Source organism: Brevundimonas sp. (genome assembly GCF_046295075.1).
Classification (GTDB): domain Bacteria; phylum Pseudomonadota; class Alphaproteobacteria; order Caulobacterales; family Caulobacteraceae; genus Brevundimonas.
Map to the genome: position 1 here is coordinate 229400 of NZ_JBKBOC010000002.1, position 21581 is coordinate 250980.

15 protein-coding genes are annotated in these 21581 nt (G+C 66.7%); 7 read left to right on the forward strand and 8 right to left on the reverse strand.

Annotation, left to right across the window (positions count from 1 at the left end):
• Positions 1-90: 90 nt before the first annotated feature.
• Positions 91-1350 carry an aminotransferase class V-fold PLP-dependent enzyme gene (locus ACK4MH_RS03115; protein ID WP_409714620.1) on the forward strand — a complete coding sequence of 420 codons (1260 nt, stop codon included), beginning with the start codon at positions 91-93 and terminating at the stop codon, positions 1348-1350.
• Between the two features lie 3 nt (positions 1351-1353).
• On the opposite strand, the gene ACK4MH_RS03120 is transcribed toward ACK4MH_RS03115, so the two are convergent.
• Positions 1354-2328 (reverse strand): ornithine cyclodeaminase family protein, encoded by a 975-nt coding sequence (locus tag ACK4MH_RS03120; protein ID WP_409714623.1) that lies wholly within the window; start codon positions 2326-2328, stop codon positions 1354-1356.
• Positions 2329-2341: 13 nt separating this feature from the next.
• Positions 2342-3838, reverse strand: a complete 1497-nt coding sequence (locus ACK4MH_RS03125) for a S10 family peptidase (protein ID WP_409714625.1) — start codon at positions 3836-3838, stop codon at positions 2342-2344.
• 357 nt (positions 3839-4195) lie between these two features.
• Here ACK4MH_RS03125 and ACK4MH_RS03130 point away from each other — a divergent pair, with 357 nt between their 5' ends.
• A complete protein-coding gene (locus tag ACK4MH_RS03130) occupies positions 4196-5509 on the forward strand; it encodes an APC family permease (RefSeq protein ID WP_409714628.1) in 1314 nt (437 codons plus the stop codon).
• Here the strand turns inward: ACK4MH_RS03130 and ACK4MH_RS03135 are convergent.
• Positions 5497-5973: an Lrp/AsnC family transcriptional regulator gene (locus tag ACK4MH_RS03135; protein WP_312597182.1), complete on the reverse strand. Its 477-nt coding sequence runs from the start codon at positions 5971-5973 to the stop codon at positions 5497-5499. The genes ACK4MH_RS03130 and ACK4MH_RS03135 overlap by 13 nt on opposite strands.
• 200 nt (positions 5974-6173) lie before the next feature.
• Here ACK4MH_RS03135 and ACK4MH_RS03140 point away from each other — a divergent pair, with 200 nt between their 5' ends.
• The 4 genes from ACK4MH_RS03140 (at position 6174) to ACK4MH_RS03155 (ending at position 12561) form a co-directional block, all read left to right on the forward strand.
• Positions 6174-7367, forward strand: coding sequence for an aminotransferase class I/II-fold pyridoxal phosphate-dependent enzyme (locus ACK4MH_RS03140; protein ID WP_409714631.1), 1194 nt, complete (start codon positions 6174-6176; stop codon positions 7365-7367).
• A 10-nt stretch (positions 7368-7377) separates the two neighbouring features.
• Positions 7378-9477 (forward strand): amidohydrolase family protein, encoded by a 2100-nt coding sequence (locus ACK4MH_RS03145; protein WP_409714634.1) that lies wholly within the window; start codon positions 7378-7380, stop codon positions 9475-9477.
• A complete protein-coding gene (locus ACK4MH_RS03150; protein WP_409714637.1) occupies positions 9467-11008 on the forward strand; it encodes a S10 family peptidase in 1542 nt (513 codons plus the stop codon). The genes ACK4MH_RS03145 and ACK4MH_RS03150 overlap by 11 nt, the downstream gene beginning before the upstream one ends.
• Positions 11009-11085: 77 nt before the next feature.
• Positions 11086-12561: a S10 family serine carboxypeptidase-like protein gene (locus ACK4MH_RS03155; RefSeq protein WP_409714640.1), complete on the forward strand. Its 1476-nt coding sequence runs from the start codon at positions 11086-11088 to the stop codon at positions 12559-12561.
• A 38-nt stretch (positions 12562-12599) separates the two neighbouring features.
• On the opposite strand, the gene ACK4MH_RS03160 is transcribed toward ACK4MH_RS03155, so the two are convergent.
• The 3 genes from ACK4MH_RS03160 to ACK4MH_RS03170 all read right to left on the reverse strand — a co-directional run bounded on the left by ACK4MH_RS03160 (position 12600) and on the right by ACK4MH_RS03170 (position 18500).
• Positions 12600-14717 carry a TonB-dependent receptor gene (locus ACK4MH_RS03160; RefSeq protein ID WP_409714643.1) on the reverse strand — a complete coding sequence of 706 codons (2118 nt, stop codon included), beginning with the start codon at positions 14715-14717 and terminating at the stop codon, positions 12600-12602.
• A gap of 112 nt (positions 14718-14829) precedes the next feature.
• On the reverse strand, positions 14830-15309 hold the full coding sequence (locus ACK4MH_RS03165; protein WP_409714646.1) for a hypothetical protein: 480 nt from the start codon (positions 15307-15309) through the stop codon (positions 14830-14832).
• A gap of 212 nt (positions 15310-15521) precedes the next feature.
• Positions 15522-18500, reverse strand: a complete 2979-nt coding sequence (locus tag ACK4MH_RS03170) for a TonB-dependent receptor (RefSeq protein WP_409714649.1) — start codon at positions 18498-18500, stop codon at positions 15522-15524.
• A 217-nt stretch (positions 18501-18717) separates the two neighbouring features.
• On the opposite strand from ACK4MH_RS03170, the gene ACK4MH_RS03175 reads away from it, so the two are divergent.
• On the forward strand, positions 18718-20385 hold the full coding sequence (locus ACK4MH_RS03175; protein WP_409714652.1) for an FAD-binding dehydrogenase: 1668 nt from the start codon (positions 18718-18720) through the stop codon (positions 20383-20385).
• A 10-nt stretch (positions 20386-20395) separates the two neighbouring features.
• On the opposite strand, the gene ACK4MH_RS03180 is transcribed toward ACK4MH_RS03175, so the two are convergent.
• A complete protein-coding gene (locus tag ACK4MH_RS03180; RefSeq protein WP_409714655.1) occupies positions 20396-20821 on the reverse strand; it encodes a DUF2147 domain-containing protein in 426 nt (141 codons plus the stop codon).
• Positions 20821-21462, reverse strand: a complete 642-nt coding sequence (locus tag ACK4MH_RS03185) for a Coq4 family protein (protein WP_409714658.1) — start codon at positions 21460-21462, stop codon at positions 20821-20823. Before ACK4MH_RS03185 ends, ACK4MH_RS03180 begins: the two co-directional genes overlap by 1 nt.
• Between the last annotated feature and the right edge of the window lie 119 nt (positions 21463-21581).

A 21581-nucleotide genomic window follows, 5' to 3' on the forward strand; every position in this document is an offset into this window, starting at 1 on the left:
TTCGTGGCGGCCGTCGATCGACAAGACGAAAGGATTATTCCGCCGCGTCGTCCTAGGATGGCGCGTTCCGAGCCTGTTGCGAGCCCCGCCATGCGTTTCACCCGAAGATCCCTGATCGCTGCGGCCGCCGTCTCGCCGACGGTCGGGCTGGCCTCGCAGACCACGGCGGAGGAGGCGCGGTCGGAGCCGCAGTTGACCCTGCCGGCGCGGGGGGCTTTCGCCGCCATGCCGGTGACCTATCTGGACAGCGGATCGACCCACCCGATGCCGCTGGGCGCCCGCACGGCGCTGGAGGACTATCTACGCTACAAGACCCGTGCGACCGGGGCGCCCGATCTGGACCTGTCGGCGATGGAAGAGAATGCGATCCGTCAGTTCGGCCTGCTGGTCGGGGCCGACCCTGACGAGCTGTGCTTCGTCCAGTCCACGACCATGGGCGAGAATCTGGTCTTGCAGGCGCTGGACATGCCGGAGACGGGCGGACGGATCGTCACCGACGCCCTGCATTTCTTCGGCTCCTTCTACACCTATGGGGAACTGGCCAAGGCCGGGATGGACGTCGTCACCCTGCCCATGACCGCCGAGGGGCGGATCGACATGGCGGCGATGGAGGCGGCGGTGAACGACCGGACGCGGCTGGTGTCCATCAGCCATGTCTCGACCATCAACGGCTTCGAGCACGACCTGAAGCGGGTCTGCGACCTGGCCCATGCTCACGGCGCCTATGTCTATGTCGATATCATCCACGGGGCGGGCTCGACGCCGCTGGACCTGAAGGCGGCGGGCGTCGATTTCGCAGCCTGTGCCTCTTACAAGTGGCTGATGGGGGACTTCGGCCTGGGCTTCCTCTATGTGCGCAAGTCCGTGCAGGACAAGATCCGCCGGCCCTGGTGGGGCTATCACCAGATCCGCTCCTTTCAGAGCCATGCCTACCCCTATGACGCGCCGGGCCCCATGCCCGCCGACTATGCGGCGCGGGAGGACGCCTCGGGGCGTTTCGCCATGGGGACGACCTCGTGGACGGGCGCGGTGCAGCTCGACCATTCCCTGACCTGGATCAACCGGCTGGGCGTCGACGCCATTCAAAAGGCGCGTCAGCCGCTGGCGGATGCGGTGCAGTCGGAACTGCGGCGGCGGGGCTATGAGCCTTTGACGCCGTTGGACAGCCGCACGGCCCTGGTCGCCTTCGCGCTGAAGGACTCCCGGCCCAAACTGTCGGAGCGGCTGACGGCGGCCAAGGTGCGGATCACCGTCTCCCAGCACCGGTTCCGGGTGTCGCTGGCGGTGTTCAACGACATGAATGACATCGACCGCCTGCTGGAGGCCTTGCCGGCGTCGCCGCCCGCCTGATGATCAGAAAGGGACGTGAACGCCCTGGTTCAGGGTGCGGGCGAGGTCGAGAAGATAGCGGGCGCTGGCCAGGTCCTGGGCGACGTGGCCCAGGGACTTGTAGATCGTGATCTCCTGATCGGAGGTGCGGCCGGATTTCAGGCCCAGGAAGACCTCGCCGATCTCGGCGACGACGTGATCGTCGTCCACGCGGCCTGCGCGCTTGGCCGACAGGAACTCCGCACCCTGGGCGAGAACGCCGGCGCGGGAATCGGCGATGAAGCGGGCACGGACCACTAGGTCGTCGTCGATTTCGACGGGGCCGTCATAGCTGGATCCGACCAAGTTCACATGGCAGCCGGCGGGCACGTCCGCCGCGTAGAGGATCGGCTGGGCCGAGGCGGTGGTGGTGCAGATGATGTCGGCCTGGGCGACCGCTTCGGCGACCGTGGGGGCGGCGGCGACCGGCAGGGAGGTTTCCTGCGCCAGACGTACGGCCAGGGCGGCGGCTTGTTCTGCTGACCGGCCCCAGATCGTGACGGACGACAGGCGGAAGGCGACGTGTAAGGCGCGGACATGGGCGGCGGCCTGTTCTCCCGTACCGAGCACGGCAAGGCGCGAGGCGTCGGCGCGCGCCAGAACCTGGGAGGCGGCGGCGCTGGCGGCGGCGGTGCGGATGCCGGTGACCTCGCCCGCGTGGACCAGGGCGGACAGGGCGCCTGTCTCGGGGTCGAACACGACGACGGCGCCTTGATGCGACTGCGGACCCGCCGCGTGGTTCTGGGGATAGACGCTGACCAGCTTGGCCCCGAAGACCCCGCCTGCTGACAGGGCGCCGGGCATGACGCCGAAGGCGCGGCCGTTCTCTAAGGGCACGATGCTGCGCAGCGGCTGGCGCGTTTCGCCTCTGGACAAGGCTGACATGGCGTCGCGCATCAGGGGTATGCAGGCGGCATAGGTCAGGTGGTTGCGGACGAAGTCGCGGTCCAGGATCAGCATCTCGGGCGCCTGCTCAGGTGTCGATGAAGGGCGTTCCGGTGACGAAACTGCGGATGTCGCGGGTGAAGGCCGTCAGGGCCGGCCGGTTCGTATAGGCCATGTGACCGCCCTCGTAGCGCCGCTGGATCACGCGTTCGGCGGGATAGTCGCTCTGGGCCGCAAGATAGAGGGCCGGGCCGACGGTCGTGGTCAGGTCGTAGATGCCGGTGCCGATCATCAGGCGGAAACGCGGATTGGCCTTGAAGGCCGCGACCAGTTTGGCGGGATAGTCGTATTCGTTGAACGGCCCGCCCGCCCCACCGGTGGTGTCGTAGGTCCAGGCGGCCACGCCGGGGGCCAGAGGGCGATAGTCGGCGGCGTCGCGTTCGGGCGCCAGGTCCGTGCGCAGATAGTGCTGCATCATCGGCAGGATGGCGTCCGATACCTTGGCGCCGAACGGATCTTGGGGACGCTGACCCTGGCCCGGGGCCGGGCCGACGTAACGGGCGTCGTAGATGCCCAGTCTCTGGCCCTTGTCGGCGAGCAGTCGGCCGGCGAAGGCGACCTTCGAAATGGTCAGGTCGCCGTCGAAATAGAAGTCGACGTCGATCCCGGTCAGCCGCTCCAGTTCGGCGGCGACGGCGCGGCGTTGTGTCTGCGGCAGGCCCCGGCCCTGGACCAGGGCGGCGAGATAGTCGCTCATCCCCCACGCATAGACATCGTCGATGAAGCGGTTCATCGACCGGCCGCCCGTGTCGGCCTTGCCATGATAGACCGCGATCGCCGCCAGGGCCGGCAGATTGGTCGCATAGGCGATCATGTTGTCGACGCGCTGGGACGTCTCGATCATGTTCACCGCCTGGCCGAAGAGGAAGACCCCGTCCAGCGGCATGTCCTGGGACAGCTGCTCCGCCATGACGGCGGCGCGGATGGTGCCGTAGCTCTCGCCGAGGACATATTTGGGCGAGGTCTGGCGACCGTGGTCCGCGATCCAGGTGCGGATGAAGTCCGACACCGCGCGCGCGTCGCCGTTGACGGAATAGGCCTCGGCGCGGTCGGCTTCTGACGCCAGCCGCGTGAACCCGGTCTCGGGCGGATCGACCAGGACGATATCGGCCACATCGAGCAGGGTTTCCGGGTTGTCGACCAGGCGCGGGGGCGAAAGGGCCGGGGCGGCGGGGGCCTGTTCCAACGCGATCCGCTTCGGCCCAAGGGCCAGCATGTGCAGGGTGGCGGACGAGGAGCTGGGGCCGCCGTTGAAGGCGAAGATCACCGGCCGGTCGCCATGCGCGACGCCTTCGCGGATGTAGCTGGCGCAGACGAAGCGCACCTGGGGCGCGCCCTGCGCATCCCTGACCACGGTCTCTTCCAGCCCGGCGGTGTAGGTCACGGTCTGACCGTTGAAGACACCGGTGCGTCGCTGGCGCGGCTGGGCTGCGGATTGGACGTGGGCGGAAACCCTGCCGGCAGACGCCAGCGCCAGGCCAGCGGCCGTGGCGCCGATGAGATGTCGTTTGGTGAGTGTCGTCATCGTCATCTCCGTGTTCGAGATCAGTCTAGAGCCTGGCATCGCGACAATTCATTCTTTGTCGCGGCTGACGCGCGCGGACGCGACACAGGTGTCATGCCGCTGTCCGATGAGACGAATAATATTTGCGCGGAAGACGGGAGCGTCCTCGGTTGGCGCTGGGCCTCGCAAGCAAGAGTTCGGGGCGAGATGTCGGCTGTCAGGCGCGAACATGGTCGATGCGCGAGTGTGGCGCTTGAGGACTAAAGCAGTCGTCTGTTCCCCCCGCCGCGACCGGGTTTGAATAGTCCTTTCGGACAGCCGGGGTTACGGTTGTCGTTCGCTCCCGTGGAGCCGATCAAACGCCCGGACACACGCCGCATGACCGCATCTTCCCCGACGCCATCGTCCGAGCTGAAGCATGGGGTCGGCCTGATCGACCTGGTGATGCTGGGCGCGGGGACGGCGATCGGGGCGGCGATCTTCACTGTGCTCGGTCCCGCTGCCGCCGTGGGCGGGACGGGCATACTGATCACCGTGGCCCTGGCGGCCCTGCCCATGGTCCTGTTCGCCCTAGTCTATGCCTATATGGCCTCGGCGGCGCCCAGCACGGCGGCGTCCTACGAATGGCAGCGCCGCTTCACCCATCCGCTGGTCGCCTTCGCCATCGTCTGGCTTCGGGTGCTGAGCAATGCGGTGGTCATGATCGTGCTGGCGCGGGTGCTGGTGAACTATCTGTCGATGGTGATCCCGTTGCCGGCCAAGCCGGTCATGTTCGGCCTGTTCGCCCTGATTTTTGCGCTGAACTATGTCGGCGTCGCCGTGGCCGCGCGGGCGCAGACCGTGCTGATGCTGCTGTTGCTGGCGATCTTCACCGTCTTCGTCGTGGCGGGGGCGCCCGACCTGAAGCCGGGACTTCTGGTCCAGGCGACGGCGGGCGGATGGCTGCCGATCCTGGCGGCCCTGCCTCTGATGATCCAGCTCTTCCTCGGCATCGAGACCGCGACCGAAGTCGGGGACGAGGTGCGCAACGCCAAGGTGGTTGTGCCGCTGGGGATCGCGCTTGGGCTGGCGCTGACCGTCGTCGTCTATCTGGTGATCACCTTCACGGCCCTGAGCCTGGTCGGGCCGCAAGCCCTGGCGAGCAGCGACGCGCCGCTTCTGACGGCCGCGGAGGCGGCGCTGGGGTCGTGGGCGGCGCCCCTGATCGTCACCGCCGCCGTGGTGGCCCTGCTCAAGTCGATGAACGCCGTCTTCCTGGTCTATTCCCGCTTCCTGTTCGCCATGGGCCGGTCCGGCGTCCTGCCTTCGGCCCTGGCGCGGATCCATCCCCGGTTCGGCACGCCGCATGTGGCGACACTCGTGGCCTTCGCCGCCTCTTCGGCCGCCCTGTTCCTGCCATCGAGCCTGTTGTTCCTGCTGCTGGCGGTGAATGTGCCCACGATGATGAAATATCTCGGGACCTGCCTGGCCGCCTACAATGTCGCGCGCGCCCACCCGGAGGTGCATGACCAGGCCCGGCTCCGGTTCAGCCGACCGACGGTCAAGACCCTGTCCGTGCTGGGCGTCATCGCCGCCGTCGTCATCGCCGCCCTGGGCTTCAGCACTGACTGGCGGCCCTATGTGCTGCTGGTCGTCTGGCTGGCGCTCGGTCTGGCCTACTACGCCTGGCGCCTGAGGCGTCAGACGCCCTGACGCACGGGCAGGGCGGTGGTCCGTTTCATTTCCGACAGGGCGACGGTCGAGCTGATGTCGATGACGCCGGGCAGTTTCAGGATCTTGCGGAAGATGAAGTCCTGGTACCATTTGATGTCGGGGGCGATGACCTTGATCATGGCGTCACGCTCGCCCAACACCGAATAACATTCGACGATCTCGGGGATGGCGGCGATCTCGCGGATGAATTTCTCGCGCTCGTTTTCGGCGAGATTGTTCATCTTCAGCTGGGCGAAGATGTGCATGTGGAAGCCCATCCGTTCGGGATCGAGAATGGCCACCTGCGCCTTGATGTAGCCCTCCTCGCGCAGGCGCTGGATGCGCCGCCAGCAGGGCGATTGAGACAGGCCCACACGCTCCGCCAGCTCCGAGGTGGAGATGGAGCAGTCTATCTGCAGTTGCTGCAGAATGCGGACGTCGATGGCGTCCAGGCCGGTGGACATCGTCTAGTCTCCGATTTGCCGATACAGCGCATTAGCTATCCAATCCCGCGAGCGTGCAAGCGGCGATACGCAAAGAAGCTGCGGCGCCGCGACGGTAACAATGCAGGGGTGAAGGACGACGCCCTGTCGTCCTCGACGGGCAAGCCATTGCGACAGACGAACACCCCAGCCGCAGCCTGTGGCGGCCCGGAGCCGCGAGCGTGATCGGGCGCCAGGCTCCGGCGCGGGCGCCGATCTACGACATTAGGGATTTCGCCGCCTTCGGACGATCCCTGTACCGGCATATGCCCCTGCCGGCCGAGGCTTCCATCCTGTTTGAAAGCACGGTCGCGGAGCCCGAACACCTGCTGGCGCGCCTCGTCACAGACGCCTTCGCCCCGCCTGTCAGCGACCGGTTCGAAAGCGTGTTCGGGCGCGGCAATCCCTATCTGCTGGCCGCCTTGGCCAAGCGGTATGGCGTTGACGAGCAGTGCATCCTGCCGACCACCGGCGTCTGCAACGGCGTCGTCCAGGTGCTGGCCGGTCTGGTGGCGCCCGGCGATCATGTGCTGGTCGAGACGCCGGGCTTCGACGTTCTTTCCGATCTGGCGCGGCTCGCGGGCGCCGAGGTCGAGCTGCTGCCTCGAACGGGCGATACGTTCGCCTTTGATACCGATGATCTGCGGGCGCGGTTGAGGCCGAACACGCGGCTGGTGATCATCACCAACCTGCATAATCCATCCGGTCATCATCTGGATGAAAAGGCGCTTCAGGCCCTGGCTGGCGTCGTCGCGACCGTGGGCGCCCATGTGCTGGTGGACGAGGTCTATGCGGACTTCGCCAGCGACAAGGGCGATCTGCCCGCCGCGCGGCTCGCGCCCAATCTGATCAGCGTCAACAGCCTGACCAAGGTGTTCGGCCTGTTCTCCCTGCGGTGCGGCTGGATCTTCACGACGCGCGCCACGGCGCGGCGGATCGCCAACGCCAGTGCGGGGCGCGAGTTCGGGGTGTCGAAACTGACCCATGCCATCGGGGCGCTGGTGCTGGAAAAGCCCGCGCCGTTCGAGGCGCACTGGCGGTCGGTGCTGGCCGAAAGTCGGCCGGTGGTCGAGCGTCATCTGGCGGCCATGCGCGCCGACGAACTGATCGAGGGCGACCTGCCGCCCTATGGCTGCATCGCCTTTCCCAAGGTCGTCGGTCACGCCGATACGCGCACACTGGCGGAGGTCCTGTGGCGCGACCACGACATCGTCACGGCGCCGGGCGAGTTCTTTGGCCAGGCCGGTCATATGCGGTTGGGGTTCGGCGTGCCGGCGCCGGCCATCGACCGGGGGCTGGCGAAGTTGCACGAGGCCCTGTTCGCGCTTCGACGCTCGGGCTCTCCGCTCGTTTCACGTCCTGCCGCAACGCGTTGAGGAGATGTCCATGCGTCGCTTGCTGACCCCGATCCTTTTCGCCGTCGCCTGGCTGGGCGCGACATCCGCCCTGGCTGAGGTTCAGCGGTTTGTGGTTATCTCCAGCGGCGAGAACGTCGGCCATCTGATCGTGGATCAGGCTGGCGATAAGGTCGATGTCGACTATCACGTCGACAACAACGGTCGCGGTCCCAAGCACAAGGAGCATCTGGTGCTCGGCGCCGACGGCATGCCGCGGCTCTGGACCATCGAGGGCGTGTCGCTGTTCGGCGCGCGCGTCGATGAACGGTTCGAGCATGGCGACGGGACGTTGCGCTGGTGCAGTCAGGCGGACAGCGGCGAACGTCCAACGCCTGCGCCAAGCCTCTATATCGCCAATGACGACAGCCCCTGGAGCCTGGCCCTCTACGCCAATGTGTTGAAGTCCGCGCCGGAGCAAAGCCTCGACGTGACGCCCGGCGGCCGTCTGACCTTGACGGCCGTCCGCAGCCAGGCGTTCGGCCCGAACGCCCTGACGGTGACCATCTATCGCCTGACCGGACTGGAACTTCAGCCCGGCTACGTCATGCTGGACGACGCCGGACGGATGGTCGCCGAGTTTTCGGGCAGCCAGATCACGGTGCGCGAGGGCCTGGAAGCGACCGCGCCCGAACTGATGCGGATGACGGCGGCGCTGGAGGGCGAGCGCATTCATGCGCTGCAGACCCAACTGGCGCACAGCTTCGATGCGCCGGTCCGCATCCGCAATGTGCGGATATTCCAGCCGGAGACGGGGACCCTGTCGGCCCTGTCGTCGGTGACGGTCTTCGGCGACCGGATCGCCGCCATCGTGCCCGAGCCGGACACCCCCACCGCCGCCGGAGATTACGAGATCGACGGCCAAGGCGGGACGCTGGTCCCTGGTCTGCACGACATGCATTCCCACAGCACCCTGCAGACCGGCCTGTTCTATCTGGGCGCGGGCGTGACCTCGGTGCGGGACATGGGCAACGGCAACGCCTTTCTGCTGAACCTGACCCGAGACATCGACCAGGGCGTGGCCCCCGGACCGCGCATCGTCCGCGACGGCATGCTGGAGGGGCGCAGCCCCTATTCGGTGCGCACCGGCCTGCTGGCCGATACGCTGGACGAGGCGCTGGAGGATGTCCGGTGGTACGGCCAGCGCGGCTATCGCCAGGTCAAGATCTACAACTCCCTGCACCCCGACTGGGTCGCGCCGGTCGCGCAAGAGGCGCATCGTCTGGGCATGGGAGTGACGGGCCACGTCCCCGCCTTCGTCACGCCGGACCATGCCGTGGAGGCGGGCTATAACGAAATCGCCCATATCAACCAGCTGATGCTGGGCTGGCTGCTTCAGCCCGGCGAGGATTCACGCACCACCCTGCGCCTGACCGCCATGGCGCGGGCGGCGGATCTGGATCTGAACAGCCTGCCGGTCCGACGCACCCTGGCCCTGATGCAGGAGAAGGGCGTGGCTCTCGACACGACGGCCGTGGCGCTGGAAGTGCTGATGCTGAGCCGCGCGGGTGAAATCCCGCCGTCGGCCGTCGGCTATGTGGACCACATGCCGATCGGTTATCAGCGATACCGTCGTCGATCCTTCGTCGACATCGACAGCCCGGCGGTGGACCAGACCTACAAGGCGGCGTTCCAGAAGCTGCTCGACACCGTGAAACTGCTTCATGACAGCGGCGTGCAACTGCTGCCGGGCACGGACGCCGGCACCGGCTTCACCGTGCACCGCGAACTGGAGCTGTACGTCAAGGCGGGTCTGACCCCGGCCGAGGCCCTGAGCCTGGGCACGCTGAAGGCCGAACAGTATCTGGGTCGCAACCAGTCTCTGGGCAGTATCGCGCGCGGCAAGCTGGCCGATTTCTTCCTGGTGTCCGGCGATCCGACGCAGGACATCAACGCCATCCGTCAGATCCGCATGGTGATGAAGGGCGGAGTGCTCTACTTCCCCAGCGAAATCCACGAGGCGCTCGGTATTCGCCCCTTCGCCGATCCCGTCGTCATCCAGCCGCCGAAGGCGCCGGAAGACACGTCGGCGGGCGTGGCGGGCGAGAGCTTTCTGTTCGGCGAGGGGATGGACGATGATCATGGTCACTGAGAACGTGAAGCGCCGGAAAATCCGGGTGGGCGCGGCCTTCGCCCTGGCTGTAACGGGGCTCGCCATGGGCATGGCGCCGGCCTCGGTCCAGGCGAGGTCGTCCGAGGCGGTCGCAGTCGCCGCACCGGTGGTGACCCGCCACGAAACGACCATCCGGGGTCAGCGGATCGCCTACACGGCCACGGCCGGCGAGACCCTGTTGCGCAATGATCGCGACGAACCGACGGCCTCGATCTACAGCTTCGCCTACGTCAAGACGGGGGGCGAGCGCGATCGGCCGGTCATGTTCGTGTTCAACGGCGGGCCGGGTTCGTCTTCGGTCTGGCTGCACATGGGGGTGGTCGGTCCGCGCCGGGTCCAGCTGGACCGCGAGGTGAATCCCAGCAATGTCCCGCCGTTCGGCGTGGTCGACAATCCCGACAGCCTGCTGGACGTCGCCGATCTGGTCTTCATCGACCCGGTCGGCACCGGCTTCAGCCGCATCGTCGGCGTCGGCAAGCCCGAGGACTTCTATGGCGTGGACGAGGACGCCGAGAGCGTGGCCCAGTTCATCGAGCTGTGGCTGACGCGGAACAATCGCTGGAACGCGCCCAAATATCTGATGGGCGAAAGCTACGGCAGCGCGCGGGCGGCGCTCTTGCCGCGCGCCCTGATGGGCGGGCCGACCTATGGCGGCGTGATGCGGGGGATCACGGTCAATGGAATCGTCCTGCTGGGGTCCAGCCTGAACGGCGCAGGGACGGCGGGACTGTCTCCGTCGCTCGCTGCGGCCCTGAACCTGCCCGCCATGGCCGCCACGGCCTGGGCGCACCATAGGATCGACCGCCGGGGCCTGACGATCGAGGCCTTCGACGCCGAAGTCACTGCCTTCGCCACAACCGACTATCTGGCGGCGCTGGACAAGGCGGCCGCCGGAACGCTGGACGACGTCGAACGCGGCGCGGTCGCGGCGCGTCTGGCGGCCTATACCGGATTGCCGGTCGGGGCCTGGTTGCCCGGTCTGACGATGTCGCCCAAGGCCTTTTCTCAGCAGCTTTTGGCCGCCGATGGTCTGACGGTCGGCCTCTACGACGGTCGCTACACCCTGCCGTCAGCGCACGACGGCGGTGAGCCGGTCGCCGACGATCCGGCCATGGGGCGCTATGTGCCGGGCTTCATCGCCGCCTTCCACCAGATGCTGGCCGAGGATCTGAAGGTCCAGGAGGACCGGCCCTACGGGGCCATCGTTTGGCGCAATCTTCTGTTCGGCTGGAACTGGAAGCGGACCGGCGTGCCCGAGGGCCAGTCCTTCGCCGGCGACCTGGCCACGGCCATGCGCCGCAACGGCGATCTGAGGGTGCTGGTGGCCAGCGGTTATTTCGACATGGTCACGACCCCGGCGGCCGCGCATGACGCGCTGGAAAAGGCGGGAGTTCCCGCCGATCGGCTGACGATCCGCAACTACGAGTCCGGCCATATGCTCTATCTCGGCGACACGGCGGCGGCCTTTTCCGATGACGTCCGGGCGCTGATCCGGGGCAAACGCCGATGAGAGCGAAGGGGAGTGAGCCGATGCGGTGGAGACCGGCTGGGTGTGTCCGGGGCGCCGTTTTCTCCGTCCTGGCCCTGATGATCGCAGCCGGTTCGGGCGTCGTCCCGGCGATGGCGCAAGTCGCCGCCGAACCAGTGTCCACCGCGCAGGCGGCGATGGAGCCTCGACGTTCGGTCACGCATCATGCCGGCCGCTTCAACGGTCAGGCCGTCGCCTACACCGCCACCGTCGCCGACAACTTCGTTGCCGGTCCTGACGGCCGGCCGGGCGCAGCTGTCATCACCATCGCCTATACGCGCGACGATGTCGGCGACCCGACGACCCGGCCGGTGATCTTCGCCTTCAACGGCGGGCCGGGCGCATCCTCGTCGCCCCTGCACATCTCGGCCCTGGGGCCGATGCGCAAGGCGCCGCAAGGGCAGAGCGGTCTGGTCGACAATCCGTTCAGTCCGCTGGATGCGGCGGATATCGTCTTCATCGATCCGGTCGGCACCGGCTTCAGTCGCGCCCTTCCCGGCATGGACGAAAAATACTGGTACACTGGCACCACCGATGCGAAGGCGGTGCAGACGGCCATACTCAACTGGTTGAAGCTCAACGGCCGCGAGGCCTCGCCGCGCTATCTGGCGGGCGAGAGCTACGGCACGACCCGGGCGGCGCTGATCGCCGCCGACGCCGAGACGCTGAGCTTCGACGGCGTCATGCTGATCGCGCTCGTCGCGCCGGTGACCGGGCGCGAGATGCCCTTCGTGGCCAGCCTGCCGACGATGGCCGCCGGGGCGTGGCATCACCAGAGGATCGACCGAGCCGGCCGCACCGTCGATCAGGTTTATGACCAGGCCCTGACGTTCGCACGCACCGATTACGTCGAGGCCCTGATCCAGGGTTCGAGCTTGCCAGATGCGGACCGACGCCGGGTCGCGGAACGGATGTCCGCCCTGATCGGCCTGCCGACGGATCTAATCTTGACCGAGAACCTGCGCATCTCCAGCAACACCTGGATGTTCAACCTGTTGAAGGACCAGGGCCTGCGCACCGGCCTGCTGGATGTCCGGGTCACCTCGCCCATGGAAGCCGGGGCGCTGGGCGCGCTGGATGATCCGTCCCTCGGCGTCGTGCCCAAGGGTAGGGCGGGCGGACCCGCACCGACCCCGGCTAGCATCGGCCCGATCGTCAATCAGGCCCTGGGCGACTATGTCCGCAACACGCTCGGCTTTGCGACCGACGAACCCTACTACAGCCTCAACTTTCTTGTGAACGCCGCCTGGTCCCATGGGGATTCGCCCGAGGCAATGGAGGGGCTGGCCAAGACGTTGCAGGCGCGGCCGGACATGCGGCTGTTCTGGGCGGCGGGCTACTACGACCTGACCACGCCAGCCTATGCGGGCCGCTATGTGCTGGATCAGGTGGGCGTGCCGGCCGAACAACTAACCGCCGCCTATTTCGCGGGGCCCCACGGCGTCTATGATGGCGAGGATAATCTTGCGCGGTTCAACGCCGCAATGCGCTCCTTCGTGAGCGCGGTCAGGTTGAGCGACCCGGATCGGGATTAGGACAGTCGGCCCGTCACAGCGGTTTGGGCGGCGTTTCCTCAAAAGCGGCGGCTGAGGCTTATGCGAGCTGTCCTGCCCAGAGGGTCCTGGCTGTCTCTGGCGTAGCCGGGTGCGGAACGGCCGTCGCCGAGGGTGGCTTCCGGGCGGGCGTCGAGCAGGTTTTCGATTTCGAATTCTAGACGAAGACCCTCGCTGCGGCGACGGCCGGCGGTGTCGCGCGCAGCGCTGGACGGCTCGATCGTCGTGCTGATCCGGACGCCGACCGTCGTCAGATCCGACAGGCGAAGGTCCTCCGGCCCGTCCCGGCCGAAGTCGCGGCGAAGACGGGACGGGCCTCTCCAGTTCAAGAGCGCATTCACGCCCCAGCGGGCGTAACGGCCGTCGAGCCTCAAGGTCAGTTGATGGCGGGGAACGGCGCCGCCGTCGCCCGCCAGTTGATCCAGCCTGGGGATGTCGTCGCGAATGGTGACGCCGTCGTCGAGCCGCCAGATATGGGCGATCGCCACCTGCACAGACCCACGCCGGGCCGATCCGCCCGTTTCGCCCCCAAGCGGAATATTGGCCGAAACACCTGAGGACAATGTGTCCGACGCGATCTGCGCCAGATTGATCGGGCGCTGGTCGATGCCGATCAAACGGCCCTCGGCGTCCCTGATGATGCGGTCGGGAAAGGCGGCTTCGACGGCGGGGGTCAGCGCCGGCAGGGCGCCGATCGCGTTGGAGGATCTGACGCTCTGGAGATCGACATTGCCCTGCACGCCCCAAGGCCCGAACGGCCCTGCCGACCCGGACAGCGACAGGGTTTCGGTCTTCTGAGCTTTAAGATCGGGGTTGCCGCCAAGAAGGGGCGTGATGTCCACCGCCTGTTGTGATCGGAAATCATAGACGGTTCTGGGCGGTCCATATCGCGGGGGATCGAACCTCTGTTCGCGTGTCGGTGCATCGGTCGCCTGCGACCACTGGCCCGACAGTCTCAGCTTGCTCAGAGGCGTCCAGGCGAAGCCCGCGTTCAGGCCTCCGTTGGCGCCGGTGTCGCCCAGGGCGGCCAGGGCGGCCAATCGGCCGCCGAGATTGACGGAAAGATCGCCCCAACCGCCGCTTCGGTCGGGAGATGTCGAGAAGATCGGCAGGTTCAGATTGGAACGCAGATCAAGGGTCTGGGACGACTGCGTCTGATCCGTCGGCGCGTCTAGGGTTTCGGATCGCGACCCGACGTAGCGAGCATCCGCCGTGACCAGAACCGGCCCGGCCGGCAGGTCCATCAAGGGGCGGTCGGCGGACAGGGTGGCGGAGAGGACCTGGCTGCGCGTCACGAGCGCCGCCAGCCCCGATTGGCGGGTCTCGGCGATCAGGCCGTCCAGACCGGCGCGCACGGACCAGCCCAGGGTCCGGCCGCTCACGCCGCCGGCGACGGTGACGGTGTCCGCGCGTTGGCGAGTCTCGACGACTTGGCCAGACGTGCGTGAGGTGAATGCGTCGCGCTGTTGTTGGGCCGTGGCGCTGAACGATGTGGCCCAATCGCCCAAGGCGCCGGTGATCGCGATATTGGCCGAGGCGACCTGGGTTTCCGGGCGCAGGCTATAGGCGCCAAACCCGGACGAATCTTGGTCGTCCGCCGGTCGCTCGTCCGCGCGAAGCGAGGTCGTTCGGGACGCCTGGGCGCCCAGTTGAAAGGTGTCGCTGTCCTTGATCTGCGACTGACGTCCATCGACAGCGACGGACGAGGTTCCGCCCGCCGTCGGGCGCGACATCTTCGCCTGGGCGTCGCGGCTCCTGAACGCGGGCTGGAGCACGATGTTGACGACACGGCGCGACGGGTCGCCGCCGTAGAGGGCGCCCGCCTGCGGCGGCAGGGCTTCGACGCGGACCAGGGCGTCGGGCGGGAAGCCCATGAAGTTTCGGGCGTCTACCACCTGGCGACCGTTGACGATCACCACGGGCGGCTGCTGCAAGCCCAGACGCTCGCCAAAACGGGCGATCACCTCGCCGATGTCGTAGGCGCCGAGATTGTCGATTTCCTCCGGGCCGAGCTCCAGCTCTGGCGCGACCCTGGCCGCGCCGCGTCGTCCAACCACCTCGACCTCTTCCAGCTGTGTGGGCGAGGGGAGGGCGGACGGCGCTTCCTGGACGACGATAAGAGCCAGATGAGCCAACATGGATCAATCGCCATCCCGGCCTGCCCGAACGACAGGCTGGAAGCGAAAAAGGCCGGACGTCAGAGACGCCCGGCAAGGCTTTTCAGGTTGGGGATCCAGGAAAGCGCCTGGCTTAAAGGATCTGCAGGCCGGGAATACGGATCGAGCCGCTACGGATCGTGCAGCTGCGACCGCCGGCGTTGACGGGCGGCAGCACATTGTTGCTGAAGGTGGCGGTGCTGGTCGCATTGTTCCAGGCCACGACGACGGTGCCGTAGCAGGGATCGTTGGCGACCGTGTTGGCCCCGATGGTCAGGGCGATCGAGGTCGTCGATCCCGGCACGACAGCGGCGCCCCACGAGCCGGTCGGCGCCACGGCGAAGCAAAGCACGCTGCCGGGGGAGATGCTGCGGGTCGGGATGGGCGCGCTGGTCGCGCTCAGCGGACTGGCGGTGACGGAGACGTTGCAGGTGACGGTCGTGGTTTGGGACAGGGTGACGGATCCGGAACCCGATACGCTGCCCGAGCTGGGCGAGAACGATTGGGCGAAGGATGGCGAAGCCAGGGCGACCGTCGCGAGGGCTGCGGCGGCGAAGGAAAGTGTCTTGATCATGATAGTCCTCCCTTGAGCGGGCCTTCATCGGCCCTTGTGAACCTTGGATTGTCCTAACGGCGGACGTGCTATTTACAGCGCCGTAAGCATCGATGAGTCAAGAATAAAATCGTTATTTTTCAGCGTGGTAAACGGAATATGGCGCAGCTTTCCCGGCCGCCTAAGCGACCGGGAGATGCCATAATCGACCGCGCGTCAGCGGTGTCCGAGCGTCAGAAGCTCTTGGTCAGACGCACGGCGATCAGCCGTGGATCCAGGGTGAAGACATTGGTGGTCAGGCCGGTGTCGTCGGAATTGGTGAAGGCGTCGACGATGGGCGCGTCGTCGAAGACGTTCTTCACATAGGCCTGGAGCGTTAGGCCGCGCTCGGCGTCCTTCAACGAGACGGACAGATTGAGGTTGTCCCATCCCCTCAGGCGGTCGTACTCGGTGTTGTAGACCCGGAAATAGCTTTCGGCCTGGCGGTAGTAGTCGCCTCGCACGGTCAGATCCCAGTCGCCCAGGAACCAGGTGTACTGAGCCCCGATGTTGGCGGTCCAGTTCGGTGAGTTGGGCAGTTCGTTGCCGCCCAGGTCCGCCTCGAAGCCCCGCCCGCCGTTCGGCGCCTGGGTCAGCGGATCATAGGTGAAGCCATAGAAGGCCCAGAAGGGCAGACTGGACGCGAGGTCGGGGTTGAACGTGCCGAACCGCGAGGAGCCAGCGCACAGGGCGCTGAGAGAGAAGACGGCCAACTCCGGGCCGAACGGACTGTTCAGGATCTGCTCGGCCAGATCCCGTGGCGCGACGCAGTTCGACGGCACCTGAATCCACGGACGTAAGGTGATCCAGTCCTCATTCCCCTGGGTCCGGTTCATCACGTCGATGGACCCCTCGCCATCGGCGACGCGGGTCTTCAAATATCCGAAGTTGGCGTCGATCTGGAAGTTGGGCGTGGGCTTGTAGACGGTCTCAAGTTCAAGCCCCCAGATCTTGGCGTCGAAGTTTTCGTTCAGCGAGATGCGGTCGACGATCTGAGAGACCTGATAGTCCTTGTAGTCGTAGTAGAAGGCGGTGGCGTTCAGGCGAAGCTTGCCGTCCAGCAGCGTATTCTTGGTCCCGATCTCGAAGGCGTTGACGTATTCGGGCTCGAAGGTGCTGGCCAGGGGCTGATACTGGACGACCGTGGGGTTCAGATCGAGGCGGGGCGGGTTTGTGCCGCCGCCCTTGTAGCCGCGCGACAGGGACGCATAAATCAGGGTGTCGTTCGTGAACGACAGGTCGGGTGCCCAGTCCAGAACGATGCGGCCCGTCAGCGCCTCCCACTTCTGTTCGATGTCCGGCAGCGCATAATAGCCCTCTCGCACATAGCCGCCGGTGGCGAGGCCGGGATCGCCGTTCAGATTGGCGCCGAGCAGCAACTGGCTGGGATAGGGCGTCGTGTCCTTGCGGTCCTCTGTGTAGCGCAGGCCGGTGGTCAGGCGCAGGTCGGGCGTCAGGTCCCAATAACCCTCGCCGAAGACGGCCCAGGAACGGGTGTGGATGACGTTCTTGCTGCGGAAATAGTTGTGCCCGTCCTCGTTGATCTCTCCGAGCGGGTTGGGATCGACGTAAACGCACTCGAAGGGCTGGGTGTCGTCGCATGGCCGCGTGATGTAGTTGCCGTTCGGCGAGAAGTCGCCGTTGTAGAAATATTCGGCGATCAGCGAGAAGGTGTTGTTGAAGACGAAGTAGTCGTCCTGGGATTTGAAATCGAGGTAGTTGGCGCCGAGGCTGAAGTTGAAGCCACCGTCGCGGTCCGACTGCAGCCGGAACTCCTGATACCACTGACGGCTATCGGAGCGACTGATGTCCGCCGACAGGATGCGATCTGAAGGCCCGAGTTGCGGGTCCGTGTAAACGCCGCCCGGTGTCGCCGTGGATGGGAGGGGGGCGCCGAAGAAATCGTAGACATTGTTGCTGTCGACGAAGGCGGGGTTGGAGACGTAGCGCGCATAGTCCTGCGACGCATAATAGTCGTCCTTCGAATACGCCGTTTGAGAATACAGCGTCAGCGTGTCGGTGAGATCGAACTCAAGATTGAACTGGAACAGATCGTTCTTGGCGCGGAACACAGGGTCGTAGTTGGTGGCGATCTCTCTGAGGTTTTTGGACTGAACCACGCCCTCGTAGGGATCGAACCCGAGAGGGATGAGATTGACGGGCTGGAAGTTGAGATCGACACCGACGCTGGGGCCTGTCCCCAGCAGTCGAACCGGGCCAAACGATCCGCCATTGGGCACGCCATAGGCTGCGTCGCTATACAGGGAGCCGGGCAGGCACCCCTGGCTCAGCTGATCCTGGGTGTAGGGCGTCGTGATCGTCGCCGATCCGACCTGGGTCGGACCGGGATCGGTGGTGCAGAGCTGCTTGCCGGTGCGTGAGCGGTTGTCGTCTTCCTCGAAATGTTCCCAGATCGCATTGGCCCGGAACCGTTCCGTCGGCTCCCACCGCGCCGACAGTCGGGTGGTGAAGAGGTCGCGGTCGTTCACATGGGTGTCGTTGAAGCTGTTGTAGTCGAAACCGCCGCGCTTGGTGAAGGCGAAGGCGCCACGGACGGCGAAGGTGTCGCCGAGCGGGATGTTGGCCATGGCCTGTGCGCGCTGGGTGTCATAGTTGCCGAGCTCGCCGGTCACGAACCCCTCAGACTGGAAGCGCGGCAGTTGTGGGAACATGTTGACCACCCCGCCCGTGGCGTTGCGGCCGTAAAGCGTGCCCTGCGGGCCGCGCAGCACCTCGACCCGATCGACGTCCAGATACTCTTGCTCGAACAGTCGGTTTCGGATCAGGGGGGTGTTGTTGAAACTGACGGCGACCGCCGGGTCGCTGGAGGCCGAGACGGCCTTGGTCCCGATCCCGCGGATCGAGAAGTTGTACATGCTGAAGTTGGCCTTGGAGAAGGTGACGTTCGGCACCGCGCGCAGCAGTTCCGACCCGCCTTCGATCTGACGCGACTGCAAGGCTTCGGACGACAGGGCGGTGACGGCGATCGGCACGTCCTGCACGGACTGCTCGCGCTTCTGGGCCGTAACGATGATGTCGTCCACGACGGCAGGAGCGGGATTCGGCTGGGGTGCGGTTGTTTGCGCCAGCGCGGCGGGCGCCCAGGTTATCAAGAGGGCCGTCGCCGATACGGAGAGCGCGAGGCGCGCGCGAATACAGACCGCTGAAGCCATGAAATCCTCCCGAAGCGCGCCGATTTACCGACAGCGCGTGATGTGCGTTTCCTCCCGCCTGATGTTTCCGCTCGACGGGGCGGGGCCACCGGCGGTTGTCGCCAACTTCGCACTACTCACCAGCATGTCAATACATATTGACAGTAATGTTGGTTGACGGTCGCCCGAAGAGACGGTCAACGTCGAGGTCGTTGAGCTGCCAAACTCAGGGGGCGGGATGAACTATGACGCCGTGATCGTCGGGGCGGGTCTGGCCGGTCTGGTCGCCGCAAACGAACTGGTCCAGGCCGGCCGTCGGGTGGCGGTGGTTGATCAGGAGAACGCCGCCAATCTGGGAGGTCAGGCCTATTGGTCGTTCGGCGGTCTGTTCTTGGTCGACAGTCCCGAACAGCGCCGTTTGGGCGTGCGCGACGGCTTCGATCTGGCCTGGTCCGACTGGCAGGGCAGCGCCGGCTGGGACCGGCTGGACGGCCCGCTGGCGCAAGACGAATGGGCGGCGCGCTGGGGACGGGCCTATGTCGAGTTCGCAGCGGGCGAGAAACGCAGCTGGCTGCGTCGTCACGGCATTCGCCTGACGCCGATGGTCGGCTGGGCTGAGCGCGGGGACGGCCGGGCTGCGGGCCACGGCAACTCCGTGCCCCGGTTTCATGTCGCGTGGGGCACGGGCACCGGCGTCAGCGGTCCGTTCGCGGCGCGCGCGCTGGAGGCGGAGGCGCAGGGGAAGCTGACCTTCTACTGGCGCTGCCGCGTGGACGATCTGATCGTGGAGGCGGGACGTGTGACCGGCCTGTCGGGCGTTCGCCTGGCGCCGGACGCCGCGCCGCGTGGAGCGCCGTCCAATCGGGATGCGACAGACCCCTTCACCTTGCGAGCGTCGTCGGTTCTGATCGCGACGGGCGGCATCGGCGGCGACCATGAAAAGGTGCGACGCCTCTGGCCGACGCGACTGGGCGCGCCGCCGCGCGAGATGATCACCGGCGTGCCCGCCTATGTCGACGGACGGGGGCTGGACATCGCCGAGGCGGCCGGCGCGCGTCTCGTGAACCGCGACCGGATGTGGCACTATGTCGAGGGCATCCGGAACTGGGATCCGATCTGGCCCGGACACGGCATCCGCATCCTGCCGGGGCCGTCATCGGTGTGGCTGGACGCCTTGGGGCGTCGTCTGCCGTTCCCGGCGCTGCCGGGCTACGACACCCTGTCGACCCTGCGCCATCTGCGGACCACGCCTGACCTGGCGGCGCACGACCACTCCTGGTTCGTCCTGACCCAGGCGATCATAGAAAAGGAGTTCGCTCTCTCCGGCTCCGAACAGAACGGCGACATCACCTCGGGCCACTGGCTGCGGGTGCTCAGGACGCGATTGGGCAAGGGCGCATCGCCGGAGGTGGAGGCCTTCAAGGCGCAGGGCGCGGATTTCGTGGTCGCCGGCGATCTCGAAACCCTGGTCGCCGGAATGAACGCCCTGACGCCGACGCCTCTGCTGGACGCGCACATGGTGCGGGGGGTGGTCGAGGCCCGCGACGCCCAGATCGACAATCCCTTCGCCAAGGATCTGCAGGTTCAGGGCATCCATAACGCCAGGCGCTACCTGGGCGACCGGTTGGCGCGGGTGGCCAAACTCCATCGGATTCTCGATCCCGATGCAGGGCCGTTGATCGCCGTCAAACTGCATGTCCTGACCCGCAAGAGCCTGGGCGGGATTCAGACCGATCTCGACAGCCGTGTTCTCAAGCCCGACGGATCGGTGCTGGAAGGTCTGTTCGCCGCCGGCGAGGCCGCCGGCTTCGGCGGCGGCGGCGCCCACGGCTACAACGCCCTGGAGGGCACCTTCCTGGGCGGTTGCATCTTCACCGGACGCGCGGCCGGCAGATCCATGGCGTGACCGCCGCGCTTCAAGGCGACCGGGTCCAGGTCTGGGTGCGACACAGCAGGGGCGCGATGCAGCCGCGCACGGAAAGCCGGTCGCGCTCGACCAGCGTCAGACTGCCCCGACCGGCGCGCTGGCCGCTGTCCGGGTCATAGAGCGGGCCGCCGGTCCAGGTCGTCGGACCGCCCGTGAACCCGTCCAGAACCCGCAACCCGCGTAGGGGACGCGTCCGCAACGCCGGATCATGATTGCGGACATCCGTCTGGTCCGGATTGCGCCGAAGCGGCGCCGCATCGACCACGCGGCCGCACAGGGCGCCGCCGCAGCGGTGGATTTCGACCACGCCGCCCTGGGCGGCGGTGCGCCACCGCCCAAGGAGCGGACTGTCCTGAGCCGACGCGGGTCCGACCACCATCAGACCAGCGATCATGGCGACGGCGACGCGAAGCATCAGGCCGCGACCAGGAGGGTATTGCGCACCTCGACCGGAATCTGATCGTAAAGCGTCGGCCCGGCTAGGCCCAAACGGGCGCGCGCCTGATGCAGAGGTTCGGCCATTAAGGCCTCGTAATCCAGACCCGGCAGCCAGGCCGCCCGGCGCCCACGACGCCAGGCCTGAAGAATGGCGCGCGCACAAGGGTGACCGGTTCGCGCCTTGGCGGCTTCGATGGCGACCCCCGCCGCGATCAGGCCGAACCCGGTGCTGCGCGTCTGCGGCAGGGAGAAGGCGACCACGCAGGCCTCGCCCAAGGCGTCGGTGCGATAGCCGGTCAGGATGTGCCACAGGTCGTGGACGTCGCGCAGGCGTCGCGCGTACCAGGCATAGGGATGGGCGGCCTCGATCTCGCTGTCGGCGACCTTCTGGCTCTCGCCCGCAAGGCCGTAGGCCGACAGATTGCGCTCGTCGATGAAGTCCAGATAGGCCCGGCCCACCGAACCGGACGGCAGCGATTCCAGCCAGGCGCGATCGTGAAGGCGGTCCGCCAGCTCGACCATCAGGAAGGCCTGCCGAGAGCCTTCGTTTTGCTCCAGCATCTTGTGATAGCCGCGCCTGACCGACCCTCCGGCCAAGGCGTTCATGATCTCGAACACCTGGGTCGTGTCTTCTTTGTCGGCGATCAGGCGTCGCAGCGCGCGAAAGGCCCGAAGCGGCTGAACACGCCGGGGTTTAAGCCGTCCAGACGTCCGCGAGGGTGCGGGCGACATCGCGT